Raw genomic sequence first — 12,589 nt, 5'->3', positions numbered from 1 at the left:
GGAAGGAAAAAAGAGATCCCTTAAATACGAAAGACAAGATCTGAAAGCATCTGGCAGACAGGTTTTCCGAAGAAAGGCTGATCCGGATGCAGAAGAAATGATCAGAAATATCACTCGTTACAGAAAGGAGATACCTGTTATGTATGATGAAAATAAATGGAACGAAATGAACAATGAAAATGAAAAGAAGGACGGCGGGGAGCCGGTAAACGCGCAGAACGCTCAGAATGCTCAGAACGCACAGCAGCCGCAGAACCGCCCGCAGGATGCACAGCAGTCCCAGGGACAGAGCGAACACACCGGAAGGCAGATCTACGGAAGACTCGGCGGTGCTCAGAACGGTCAGCCATATAACGGAAATGCCCAGAATCAGAACCAGAACGGTTCCTACTACGGCGGACAGCAGCATCAGCAGTATTACGGAAACCAGAACCAGTACACAAACCCGTATCAGCAGTATGATTACTACCAGGGACATGGACAGAATCCGAATCAGAACGGAAACAGCCACCATGCTCCGAAGAAGAACCAGCATATGAAGACAGCGGCTCTCGTCACAGCGGCGGCACTTCTCTTCGGTGTTGTCTCCGGAGGTACGATGTACGGAGTCAACCGTGCAGCGAACACCCTGTTCCCGTACCAGAGTTCCCAGGCGAGCGCTTCCAGCGAGACGATCGGTCAGACTTCCCAGGTCCCGGCGGCGAACACCTCCACATCATCCAGCAACGGTGTTGTTATTGAGGATGTATCCGCGATCGTGGATGCGACACTTCCGTCCGTTGTATCGATCACGAATACCCAGCTCTACCAGAGCAACAGCTGGTTCGGACCGTCCCAGACTTACGAAGTTCCGAGCAGCGGTTCCGGCATCATCGTCGGACAGAATGACTCAGAGCTTCTGATCGTCACAAACAACCACGTTGTCAGCGACACCGAAGGTCTTACGGTCACATTCGCAGATGAGAGTACCGCAGATGCAGCGATCAAGGGAACCGATTCTGAGGCAGACCTCGCAGTGATCGCTGTTCCGCTCGACAGCATCTCCGCTGACACAAAGAGCAAGATCAAAGCGGCAACACTCGGTGATTCCGACTCCTTAAAGATGGGCCAGGGCGTGATCGCGATCGGCAATGCACTTGGACTTGGCCAGAGCGTCACAGTCGGACATGTCAGTGCATTAAACAGAGAGATCAACGTTGACGATACCACAAAGACCGTGATTCAGACAGATGCAGCCATCAACCCGGGCAACAGCGGCGGAGCTCTTTTAAACTCCAAAGGTGAGGTCATCGGTATCAATGAAGCAAAGTATGCAGATACAAGTGTTGAGGGCGTCGGCTATGCGATCCCGATCTCCAAAGCAAAAGCGATCATCGATGATCTGATGACAAGAACCACAAAGATCGCCGTTTCCGAATCAGAACAGGGCTATCTCGGGGTCCAGTTACAGAACATCGACGAGTCCATGGCAAAGATGTATGGAATGCCGCAGGGCGTTTATGTTTACAAGATCATGGAAGACTCCGCAGCAGCAGGATCTGACCTTCATGAGAAAGACATCATCACAAAGTTAGACGGTGAGAAGATCTCCAACTATGCAGACCTTGCAAAGCTTTTAACTTACTATAAATCCGGTGATACTATAACTCTTACCGTACAGTCTCTTGTCAACGGCAGCTACCAGGAGAGAGAAGTCCAGGTAACCTTAAAGAACCGTCCGGCAGAAGCTGACAATGGAAACAGCCAGGATCAGAGCCAGAGCCAGGATCAGAAACCGGCACAGAGCCAGTCAAAGATCGGCAAATAAAACAGAAACAGAACAGGATCTGCAGCCCGCAGGTTAAGGCGGGAGGCAGAAAGAAAAGATAAAAAGCAGGAGCGCCATCCGGACAGGCGCTCCTGCTTTTTGCTATCCGGTCTGGGAACCGGCAGCGGGGAAGGTTTGGTATAGAGGTTTTTCCCTGCGCGGTGAAAACACAGGAGCCGCGGCAGGAATCTATCAGAAATTCCTGAAGATGGAATTTACAGGAAATTCATGAATGTCGTCAGTACCATGGAGTTGAAGAAGTCTACAAACAGACTTCCGACAAGCGGTACGATGAAGAATGCTCTCGGAGCTGCGCCGTAGCGCTCAACGAGTGCTCTCATGTTTGCCATCGCGTTCGGGGTAGCGCCCATGCCGAAGCCGCAGAAAGCGGTGGTCATAGCAGCTGCCTCGTAGTCACGTCCCATAACATTGAATACAACGAAGTTTGCGTACAGGAACATAACGACCGTCTGAACAAGCAGGATGACGATCATCGGAAGAGCAAGTGCTGCTAACTGCCAGAGCTTTAAGCTCATCATAGCCATGGAAAGGAACAGGTTTAAGGAAAGTCCGCCCAGGGCATCGATCTCAACCATCGGAAGTTCTTTGTTCTGGACATCCCAGATATTGCGGATCGCTGCTGCTGCGAGCATAGCGCCGATGTAAGTCGGGAATGTCAGGTGGCATACATCTTTGAAGAAGGTGAAAATAAGAGTACCGAGACCGATGGCAACCGCTAAAAACATTGCGGATGTTGTGAATTTCTGACCATCAACGGCCGGCATAACCTCAGCTGTCTCGTTGCCTTCCTCAGCTGCTGTGGATTTCAAGTGGAGTTTTTCAACACGGGCGCGGGCGATCGGGCCGCCCATCATGCTTCCGGATACAAGCCCGTATGTAGCTGCCGCAAGAGCAACAGTGGTAGCGCCGACAACGGCATAATCAGTCTCAAGAAGCGGTCCGAAGGAACCGGATGTTCCGTGTCCTCCTACTAACGGCATGGAACCCATACATAAACCGAGCAGCGGGTTTAAACCAAAGGCTGCTGCGAGTCCGCTGCCGACTGCGTCCTGGATGACACAGATCGCGACCGCGAGACCGAGGAACATGAATACCTGGATGCCGCCTTTCTTTAAGAGACGGAAGCAGGCTGTGAATCCGACGCTGCAGAAGAAGATCGTCATGAAGACACTCTGTAATGTCGTGTCAAAGGAAAGTTCCAGGATCCCGGCTGCATATAATGCCAGGTGAGCCAGCGCAAATACGATACCGCCGGCAACCGGTGCCGGGATGCAGTACTTGCTTAAGAATGAAAGTTTGTTGACCATGAGTCGTCCGAGACAATAGACGAGTGCGCCGAGAGCGCAGGCCTGATACATGTCGAGCTGTAAAGTAATCATAAGATACCCCCTCTTATTTTTTGGTAATTGTTCAATTATGCAAAAATCTGTGCAGGAAGACGAACGGAAAATTTGCATCCATAAACATCTCTGTGTACAAACTGCACAAAAACCTGAACTTATCACCAATTTTTTGCTACAATTTCATCATAAAACCTCACTACAAAAAAACTCAAAAAAATACAGGGGGGAAGGTTCAGATAGCGCTAAGCAAAAAAGCACATCTGTCTGGAACTTTGCGGCAGGCTTTTTGTTGCGAGTCCTGCGGATTTGCATTATAATAGTGGATAATTCGTAATCATTCAGTAGGTCTGCGCACTTGCTGCGCTGACCGTAATAAAACACAGGCTTGAAGGCAAAAATCCCATCGGCGAAGCCGATTTAAAATGGATTTTTGCTCGTAACTTGCCATGCATCCGAAAGGAAGCTCCGGGGGAGGTTCCTGTAGGTGTGAGGGCACTGAACAGTTACGGTAATTCTGAAAAATTCAGAAAGAAAAAAATTCCGTGGATTTTGAGCGCATTTTGCAGAAAAAAGAGCGTATGTGGTGGCTGCGAAAATACGGATATTTGCAACGATAGAAAGATCAGGAGAAATACTTTGGAAGACAACAGAAATAACGGATATGAAAAAGTCTGCTGCATGTGCAGACGGACGGAGAACCAGGCGGGAAAGATGATCACACTGCCGGGCGGACTGAACGTGTGCAGGGACTGCATGCAGAGATCGTTTGACATGATGATGGGAAGCGGTATGGACTGGACAAAGATGTCTGGGTTTACGCCGGAGATGCTGAAAAATATGTATCTGGATCCGGAAAAAGCCAAAGATGTGATCGGACATACCGGTGACGGCGAAAAAGAGGAAGAGCAGACTGCTGCAAATACAGCTGATCCTGCAGACAATGCGGATGAGGACAAAACCCAGACTGTGGAGGACGCGGATGAGTCTGATGACAATGAAGATTTCGAAGAAGACGGCGAAGAGATGGAAGGAATCCCGCTCGGAAACATCTTCGGGATCCCGGTCGGTCAGATCGACCTCGGAGCCCTGATGGGACAGGGACATAAACGCTCAAAGAAAAAGAAGAAAAAAGTGAAGAAAGAGCTGTTCAAGCTCAGTGAGATCCCGGCACCCCATGCGATCAAGGCGCAGCTCGACGAGTATGTGATCGGTCAGGAGCAGGCGAAAAAGGCGATTTCCGTCGCGGTCTACAACCACTATAAGCGTGTATTCTCAAGGACATCTCCGGATGCTGAGAAATACGGAACAGATGTTGAGATCGAAAAGTCCAACATTCTGATGATCGGACCCACCGGAAGCGGTAAGACCTATCTTGTAAAGACTCTCGCAAAGCTTCTCGATGTGCCGCTTGCCATCGCGGATGCCACATCCTTAACAGAGGCCGGTTATATCGGTGACGATATCGAGAGCGTCCTCACAAAGCTTCTCGCGGCGGCGGGCGGCGATGTCCAGAAGGCGGAGATGGGGATCGTATTCATCGATGAGATCGATAAGATCGCGAAGAAGAAGTCCACGAATACCCGCGATGTCAGCGGTGAGTCTGTTCAGCAGGAGCTCTTAAAGCTTCTTGAGGGAGCGGATGTGGAAGTCCCGGTCGGAACAGGGCAGAAGAATGCCATGACTCCGATGGAGATGGTCAACACGGACAATATCCTCTTTATCTGCGGAGGTGCGTTCCCGGATCTTGAAACGATCATCAAGGAGCGCCTGACGAACACAACGTCCATCGGATTCGGCTCCGACCCGAAAGACAAGTACGATAAGGATCCGGACATTCTCTCAAAGGTCACAAACCAGGATCTCAGGGAGTTCGGAATGATCCCGGAGTTCTTGGGAAGACTTCCGGTGACAGTGACACTTCAGGGACTCACGAAGGAATTCCTCGTGCGGATCTTAAAGGAGCCGAAGAACGCGATCTTAAAGCAGTATAAGAAGCTTCTCGCCATGGATGAGGTAAATTTAAGCTTTGACGATGATGCCCTGGAATGGATCGCAGAGCAGGCGCTCAAGAAAGACACCGGTGCGAGAGCGCTCCGGGCGATCATCGAGGAATTCATGCTCGATATCATGTTCGAGATCCCGAAGGATCCGGAGATCGGTTCTGTGACGATCACCCGCGCGTACCTGGAAAAACACGGCGCTCCGCGGATCGAGATGCGGGAGTATTCTACGGCGGACAAGAAGGCGACTGCTCTGCCGGGGCCGACGGAAACAGCGGTGAATGATAAGGCGCCGCAGGTGCAGTAAGTGTTGAAAGGCTGAAAATAAAACAGCTGGTGATAAAGAGTCCGTGCAGTTTTTTCAGGGCAGTGTGATTTGAATTATAAATTCCGTAAACGTAAAAATGCTTCATACAGATCCAGCGTTCCATATCCGAACTCACGGTTCGGGTATGTGAGCGCTGGATTTCTTTGTGCCCCACGGACGAAGATGGACTTTAGCACCGGCGTGTTGAGATACGGATAATTTGCATTGAGGACGCCCCAGTTCAACAGGATCGCCGCGGCACCGGCGAGGTGGGCGGCGGAGACGGAGGTGCCGGACATTCTTGTGAGACGTCTTCCTGAGACGGACGCGCCTAAGATGTTGACACCCGGGGCAGCGAGGTCCGGCTTTATCCGTCCGGACAGGCTGTAGCCGCGGCTGGCGTGGATGTAGATGCTGTTTCGGGTGTGGTCGTAGGCGGTGACGGTAATCGGATACCGGGCATTTCCGGGATCTGTGATGGTCGTATCGGGATCCGGGCGGAGAAAATAGGTCTCATCGGTGATAAAGCCCCGGACCGGCAGCCAGATATGAAAGGTCTCACGGATGTCCAGAGAGTTCCGTATCAGGATCCGCCAGATCCCGGACATGGGGTTTTCGAAGCGCATAAAGATAAACTGGCTTCCGGCGCTCACATCGGCGATCTGGGTGTAGATTGTGATCTGGGTCTGTTCCAGGAGAAAGGACACCGTGTTCTCGCCCCGGAGCGGAACGGAAATCTCCCGCGCAACTTCGCCGGTCGGTGAGATAAAGCCTACCGTGTAGACACCCATGTTCTCCGCCCAAAGTTCCATAGAAAAACCGGCTTCCCGTTCTCCCACCCGCAGCTCCGCGGTGACTTCATCCGTGCTTGCGTCCATGACAGCCCGGAAGTGATGTCTCGCCCCGGTCTCGTTCCCGGCAGCGGTGATGACAGCGGAACCGTTTGAAAGGCTGACCTGGTTTAAATACTGCCCGAGGCGGCTCATTCCCATGTGGCTTCCAATATTGGTGCCGAGGGGAATGCAGACGACGAGGGGCATGGAGTATTTTCTGGCGAGAAAATAGAGATAGGAGACGCCCATCATGATATCGTTTTCCTGGTAGGCATCTGCCCCGTCCTGGATCAGGTAGAAGTCACGGAGATACTGCTTGGCGGGTTTTAATTTCACCATGGCGATGGATGCCTGCGGTGCCGCCCCGGAAAATCCCGCCCGTTCATCCCGGTTCCCGGCGGCAATGGAAGCGAGAAATGTTCCATGTCCGTTTTCGTCCCGGGTGGGGACGATGGAGGCGGGATTGTCGGAGTTCAGGGCCAGGTTGATCTCCTCGGCAGTGTATTGCGTGCCGTAGAGAGCTGAGAAGGCAGAAAATGGTTTTACAGTTTCATTCTCTATATTGTTAGAATTATCTGAATTGTTTGTCTGGTCCCATATCCCAATAATTCTTGTACTTCCATCTACATTCCGAAACAGCGAATCTGTATAATTGATCCCCGTATCCACAAATCCCACAATAACTCCCGCGCCCTGATTGTTCAGCACCGGAAGCTCCCCCGCTGGCGTGATCCCGGCAGCATCCATACTTGTGACATCCAGAAGACTATATAGCTTCGGAACTGCCGAATATGTATAGGAAGTATAAGTAGAAGGTGTCACCGTGGAGAGCGGAACATAGACGACCGCCAGTGTAGAATTCACAAAATCAATGCAGTCTGTCCCCTGTGAACGAATAAACTCTTCAGGTGTAGTAAAATAAGGCGCGATAAAATCTGCAAAATCTTCCGACGCGACAGAATTTGTACATGACATGGCTGATACTCCGCAGAAAATAGTTCATACTATATATGTATATGAGGGACAAAGACACATGTTCCCAAAAAATTACAGGAATCAGAAAACGGGAAGAGGAACGAGAGGTGTAAATGAAATGGGTAAGAAAACGTGTGAAAATGGCGCCGCGGTCTGACCGTGAAATAAGAAATATATGGACGGACCCTTTAAAATGTTGTAATATAAGGATATCTGTGAAAGTATGCAATCATGTAAGACAGAAAGGAAAGGGGAATCGCAATGTTTGGATTTTTGACATTCGGAACGACGCTTGCGCTTACAGATCTGGCTGTGAAAAAAGAGATCGAAGCCAGACCCGATGAAGAATTCCCGAAAACCGTGAAAGAATCAGGCGGCCTGATCCGCCTCTACAAAAACCACAATCCGGGCTTTTCCTTCGGATTCATGAAGGAATACCCGAAACTTGTGGAGATGGTCCCGGTCTGCATGCTGTCGGCGGTAGCCGGTGCATGGGCGTATGTGATCGGAAAGAAGGGACGCGTGCTGGAGAAGACGGCGCTGACCCTGGTGCTGGCCGGCGGAGCGAGCAACCTTTATGACCGGCTCAAACGCGGATATGTGGTGGACTATTTCAGCATCCAGTGGAAGAAACTGAAAAAAGTGGTCTTCAACCTGGGTGATATCTTTATTTTTGCCGGATCTGCCCTGTTTGCAGCAGTCCAGCTCTTGGAGGAGATCCGCGAAATTCTTCCGAAAGAAAAAATCTTTGTTAAGGAAGAAGAGTAATTCAGGCAGCAGGACATAAAATCCAACCCGCTCATGTGAAAAGAGCGTGGCTGAGTAAGACAACTGTAAAAACAGTATTCTAAGAGCTGAAATACAGAATAAGTTAAAAAATGCAGAATAGAACTGCTGCAAAACACATCGGCGCAGAAAAGCCGGGACAATGAGGAGAACAGTCTATATGAAGAAACAATATGATTACCTGTTAGTGGGCAGCGGACTTTTTGCCGGAGTTTTCGCGTACTACGCAAAAAAAGCCGGAAAGACCTGCCTCGTTCTTGAGAAGAGAGAACATGCAGGCGGAAACATCTACTGCGAAAATATCGAGGGCATCAACGTACACCGCTACGGTGCCCATATCTTCCATACCAGTAACAAGGAAGCCTGGAACTTTGTGAACAGCCTCGTGGAATTCAACCGCTACACAAACAGCCCGGTTGCGAACTACAAGGGCGAGATGTACAACATGCCGTTCAACATGAACACCTTCAGCCGCATGTGGGGAATCTCCACTCCGGAGGAGGCAAAAAAGATCATCAATGAGCAGAGAAAGGTCATCAAGGGTGAGCCGAAGAACCTGGAAGAGCAGGCCATCAGCCTTGTGGGAACCCATATCTATCAGAAACTCGTAAAGGGTTACACCGAGAAACAGTGGGGCAGAGACTGCAAGGAGCTCCCGGCTTTCATCATCAAACGTCTTCCGGTGCGCTACACCTATGACAACAACTACTTTAACGATCTCTATCAGGGGATCCCGATCGGCGGCTACAATAAGATCACAGAAAAGCTCTTTGAGGGCTGTGAGATCCGCCTTGGAACCGACTATCTGGCGGATAAAGCGAAATATGATGCCCTTGCGGACAAGATTGTGTATACAGGAACCATCGACAGCTATTTCGACTACTGCTTCGGAAAACTCCAGTACCGCAGCCTGCGGTTTGAAACGGAGGTCTTAGACTGCGACAACTACCAGGGCAATGCGGTCATTAACTACACCGACCGCGAAACTCCCTACACGAGGATCATTGAACACAAGCATTTTGAGTTCGGAACACAGGAGAAGACGGTCATCACGAGAGAGTATCCGGCGGAGTGGACCGAGGGCATGGAGCCGTATTACCCGGTCAACGATGAGAAAAATCAGGAATTATATAAGAAGTACGCAGAACTCGCCGGAAAAGAGGAGAATGTGATCTTCGGAGGAAGACTCGCGGAATACCGTTACTATGATATGGATAAGGTCATCGAATCCGCATTTTCCTGCGTAAAGAAGGAATTCGGAAATGAGTAACAGTTCGAAAATGCCTCATGGATTTGCTCGCCTCATTATCGGTGACGGATCCGCAGTATCGGAGCAGAAGAACATCATCTGGAACATGATCGGAAGCTTTCTCTACGCCTTCGCTTCCATGGTACTTTCCATTGCCGTTGTCCAGCTCGCGGGCGAGGACGCGGGCGGAGTGTTTACCTTCGCCTTTACGACCTTCGGACAGCACATGTTCATGGCGGCGTACTTCGGGATCCGTCCGTTCCAGATCACGGATACCAGGGAGAAGTACACCTTCGGTGACTATCTCGGGCTGCGTCTCATCACCTGCGGCCTCGCGATCCTTGTGGGATTTGGCTATGTGATGGTCAGCGGCTATACCTTTGAGAAGGCGGCCATCGTCTTCCTGATGGTGGTCTACAAGGTCATCGATGCCCTGGCGGATACATACGAGGCGGAATTCCAGCGGGGCGGGAGACTGTACCTGACGGGAAAATCCAATGCGTTCCGGACAATCCTCTCCGTGACATGTTTCCTCGGAAGCCTCGCACTGACGGGAGAACTTCTGACCGCCAGTATCTGGGCAGTGGGCGCGCAGATCGTGGGATTTTTCCTGTTTGACTTCCTCGTGATCCGGGAACTCCCGAATGTGACATGGAAGTCGGTGCGAGGAAAGAAATTCCAGCTCTTCCGGGACAATGTTCTGTTATTTTTCTCGGTGGTTCTGGACTTCTATATCTTTTCTGCATCAAAATACGCCATCGAGGCCAATCTGGCGGACCGTGATCTCGCAGTCTACGGCGCGATCTTTATGCCGACCAGCGTGATCAATCTGGTTGCCGGCTTCGTGATCCGCCCGTACCTTACAAAGCTCGCGGTGAACTGGGAGACCGGACACTTAAAAGCATTCCGGAAGATCATCAGGAATCTTGCCCTGATCATTGCGGCCCTGACAGTCCTCGCAGTGGGCGGTGCGTGGTTATTGGGAATTCCGGTGATCAGCCTGCTGTACCCGAACCTGCGGGAGGGGCTTTCCACCTGCCGCGTGGCACTGGCACTCATCATCATCGGAGGAGCACTGAATGCGTTCATGAACCTGTTTTATTATTCACTTATAATTATGCAGAAACAGAAATTCATCATTCTTGGATATGCTTTCGTCAGTGTGCTGGCGGTCCTTTCCTCCGGCTGGTTTGTCCGGATGGGCGGGATTCAGGGCGGTTCCTTTGTATACATGCTTTTGATGGCCGCACTGATGGTATTTTTCGGAATCTTTTCGGCAGGCTTTATGAAACAGAAAGAGAGAGCACAAAAACATAATGAAGGTTGATGTGATCATCCCGGTCTACGGTCCGGGAAACAGATTGTTGGAATTATTTGACCAGTTGGGACACCAGACCGTACCGGTGGACCGGCTGATCGTCATGAATACAGAAAAGTCCCTGTGGGATAAGTGGACGGAGACTCTGGAACCGGGAAGACTCCCGGAAAATCTCTCCGTGTACCATGTGACGAAGGAAGAATTTGACCACGGTGCCACGAGAAATGCAGGGATCGAACATTCCGACGCGGATGTCTGTGTCTGCATGACTCACGATGCGCTTCCGGCGGACACGGGTCTCTTAAAAGCCCTGACGGATGCGCTTTTTGCAGAGAAGGATATCGCTGTGGCATATGCGAGACAGCTTCCCGCAAAGGACTGCAATATCATCGAGCGCCACACGAGAGAGTTCAACTATCCGGACAAAAGCCGGATAAAGAGGATCTCGGACCTCGACACCCTGGGGATCAAGACATACTTCTGCTCGAATGTCTGTGCAGCCTATAAGCGGGAGATCTATATGGAGCTGGGGGGATTTATCCGGAAGACGATCTTCAATGAGGACATGATCTTCGCGGCGAAGGCCATGAAGAACGGATACGCGGTCTGCTATGCGGCAGACGCGAGAGTGATCCACTCCCACAACTACACAGCGGTGGAACAGTTCCACAGAAATTTTGATCTTGCGGTTTCCCAGGCGGATCATCCCGATGTATTCTCCGGGATCCGGTCTGAGGGCGAAGGGATCCGCATGGTGAAGGACACCGCGCGCTGGCTGGTAAAAACGGGGCATGCATACCTCGTGCCGAAGCTTGTGGTGGACAGCGGGTTTAAATATATGGGATATCTCGCAGGAAAGCGGTATCAAAAGCTGCCGAAGGCATTGGTAGTTAAGTTATCTATGAACCGGAATTACTGGAAATAGAGTTGAAAATTATGTGTAACTGTTCAGTAGGTCTGCGCACTTGCTGCGCTGACCGTAAGAAAACATAGGATAGGAGGCAAAAATCCCATCAGCGAAGCTGATCTGGAATGGATTTTTGCGTGTAACTATGAAGGTACTGAATAGTTACAATTATGTAAACTGATTTGCTGCACATTCCTCTATATAAATGGCTGTGTGGCAGGTCAGAGAAGAAAAATATTGTCATTCTGCACTCCGGGTGGTATGATGTAGTGCGGAAATGCCGAAAAATGGCGGAAATACAGCGGCTGATCCGAAAAAGCATGTGTGTTTACTCCGGAAATGAAACGGACATATGCCGAAAGAGAAAACAAACACAGCCGTAAAATTATAAAAAGGTGAGGTAAAAGACTATGGGAAAGATCAAAGTTTCTTCCTGTGAAACAGATGGAATGGTAATCGAAGGCCTTCATGTGATCGAGCCGACCGTATTCAACGACGAGCGCGGATATTTTATGGAGACATACAACCAGAATGATTTTAAAGAGGCAGGACTCAATATGGTATTCGTACAGGATAACCAGTCGATGTCCGTAAAGGGTGTACTCCGCGGCCTTCACTTCCAGAAACAGTTCCCGCAGGGCAAGCTTGTCCGTGCGGTACGCGGAACCGTGTTCGATGTAGCGGTTGACTTAAGAACACACTCTAAGACATACGGCAAGTGGTTCGGCGTTGAGCTTTCTGCGGAGAATAAGAAACAGTTTTATATTCCGGAAGGCTTTGCCCACGGCTTTGTCGTTCTCTCCGATGAGGCAGAGTTTGCTTACAAGTGCACCGATTTCTATCATCCGGGTGACGAGGGCGGACTTGCATGGAACGATGAGACCATCGGCGTAAAGTGGCCGATCACGCCGGATATGCAGCTCATCATCTCGGAGAAAGACCAGAAATGGCCGGGATTCAAAGAGATCTTCAAGTTTGATCGTTAGTAATTAGCAGTGCGGCGCCAAATGCGGCAAGATGTGTCGCAAACTTGTTTGCGTAAG

9 protein-coding genes are annotated in these 12,589 nt (G+C 50.5%); 7 read left to right on the top strand and 2 right to left on the bottom strand.

The genetic code is table 11. From position 1 onward, the window contains the following. Nucleotides 1-139 precede the first annotated feature (139 nt). A complete protein-coding gene (locus FN001_RS17675; RefSeq protein ID WP_142412732.1) occupies nt 140-1,807 on the top strand; it encodes a S1C family serine protease in 1,668 nt (555 codons plus the stop codon). A gap of 215 nt (nt 1,808-2,022) precedes the next feature. On the opposite strand, the gene gltS is transcribed toward FN001_RS17675, so the two are convergent. Then, complete coding sequence (gene gltS / locus FN001_RS17670) at nt 2,023-3,207, bottom strand: sodium/glutamate symporter (RefSeq protein ID WP_118533313.1); 1,185 nt, start codon at nt 3,205-3,207, stop codon at nt 2,023-2,025. A 642-nt stretch (nt 3,208-3,849) separates the two neighbouring features. On the opposite strand from gltS, the gene clpX reads away from it, so the two are divergent. Then, entirely contained in the window at nt 3,850-5,478 is a 1,629-nt protein-coding gene (gene clpX / locus FN001_RS17655; RefSeq protein ID WP_486463537.1) for an ATP-dependent Clp protease ATP-binding subunit ClpX, read from the top strand. 74 nt (nt 5,479-5,552) lie between these two features. Here the strand turns inward: clpX and FN001_RS17650 are convergent, their stop codons facing one another. After that, on the bottom strand, nt 5,553-7,286 hold the full coding sequence (locus FN001_RS17650; RefSeq protein WP_142412731.1) for a S8 family peptidase: 1,734 nt from the start codon (nt 7,284-7,286) through the stop codon (nt 5,553-5,555). A gap of 261 nt (nt 7,287-7,547) precedes the next feature. On the opposite strand from FN001_RS17650, the gene FN001_RS17645 reads away from it, so the two are divergent. From FN001_RS17645 to rfbC, 5 genes are all read left to right on the top strand, one after another. After that, nucleotides 7,548-8,054, top strand: a complete 507-nt coding sequence (locus FN001_RS17645; protein WP_142412730.1) for a signal peptidase II — start codon at nt 7,548-7,550, stop codon at nt 8,052-8,054. 178 nt (nt 8,055-8,232) lie between these two features. Beyond that, nucleotides 8,233-9,342: a UDP-galactopyranose mutase gene (gene glf, locus FN001_RS17640; protein WP_142412729.1), complete on the top strand. Its 1,110-nt coding sequence runs from the start codon at nt 8,233-8,235 to the stop codon at nt 9,340-9,342. Continuing rightward, entirely contained in the window at nt 9,335-10,648 is a 1,314-nt protein-coding gene (locus tag FN001_RS17635; RefSeq protein WP_185911982.1) for a lipopolysaccharide biosynthesis protein, read from the top strand. Before glf ends, FN001_RS17635 begins: the two co-directional genes overlap by 8 nt. After that, nucleotides 10,638-11,564: a glycosyltransferase family 2 protein gene (locus FN001_RS17630; RefSeq protein WP_142412728.1), complete on the top strand. Its 927-nt coding sequence runs from the start codon at nt 10,638-10,640 to the stop codon at nt 11,562-11,564. The genes FN001_RS17635 and FN001_RS17630 overlap by 11 nt, the downstream gene beginning before the upstream one ends. Nucleotides 11,565-11,956: 392 nt before the next feature. Further along, a complete protein-coding gene (gene rfbC / locus FN001_RS17625) occupies nt 11,957-12,532 on the top strand; it encodes a dTDP-4-dehydrorhamnose 3,5-epimerase (RefSeq protein ID WP_015553895.1) in 576 nt (191 codons plus the stop codon). Nucleotides 12,533-12,589 lie beyond the last annotated feature (57 nt).

The organism is Clostridium sp. Marseille-P7770 (genome assembly GCF_902143525.1).
In the GTDB taxonomy this organism is placed as follows: domain Bacteria; phylum Bacillota; class Clostridia; order Lachnospirales; family Lachnospiraceae; genus Pilosibacter.
This window is presented reverse-complemented; position numbering and strand designations above follow the sequence as displayed.

Bases quoted from the DNA above. Each gene is read 5' to 3' on its own strand.
- glf (WP_142412729.1), top strand. From the start codon at position 8,233: ATGAAGAAACAATATGATTACCTGTTAGTGGGCAGCGGACTTTTTGCC.
- FN001_RS17675 (WP_142412732.1), top strand. From the start codon at position 140: ATGTATGATGAAAATAAATGGAACGAAATGAACAATGAAAATGAAAAG.
- clpX (WP_486463537.1), top strand. From the start codon at position 3,850: ATGTGCAGACGGACGGAGAACCAGGCGGGAAAGATGATCACACTGCCG.
- FN001_RS17635 (WP_185911982.1), top strand. From the start codon at position 9,335: ATGAGTAACAGTTCGAAAATGCCTCATGGATTTGCTCGCCTCATTATC.
- FN001_RS17645 (WP_142412730.1), top strand. From the start codon at position 7,548: ATGTTTGGATTTTTGACATTCGGAACGACGCTTGCGCTTACAGATCTG.
- FN001_RS17650 (WP_142412731.1), bottom strand. From the start codon at position 7,286: ATGTCATGTACAAATTCTGTCGCGTCGGAAGATTTTGCAGATTTTATC.
- gltS (WP_118533313.1), bottom strand. From the start codon at position 3,207: ATGATTACTTTACAGCTCGACATGTATCAGGCCTGCGCTCTCGGCGCA.
- rfbC (WP_015553895.1), top strand. From the start codon at position 11,957: ATGGGAAAGATCAAAGTTTCTTCCTGTGAAACAGATGGAATGGTAATC.
- FN001_RS17630 (WP_142412728.1), top strand. From the start codon at position 10,638: ATGAAGGTTGATGTGATCATCCCGGTCTACGGTCCGGGAAACAGATTG.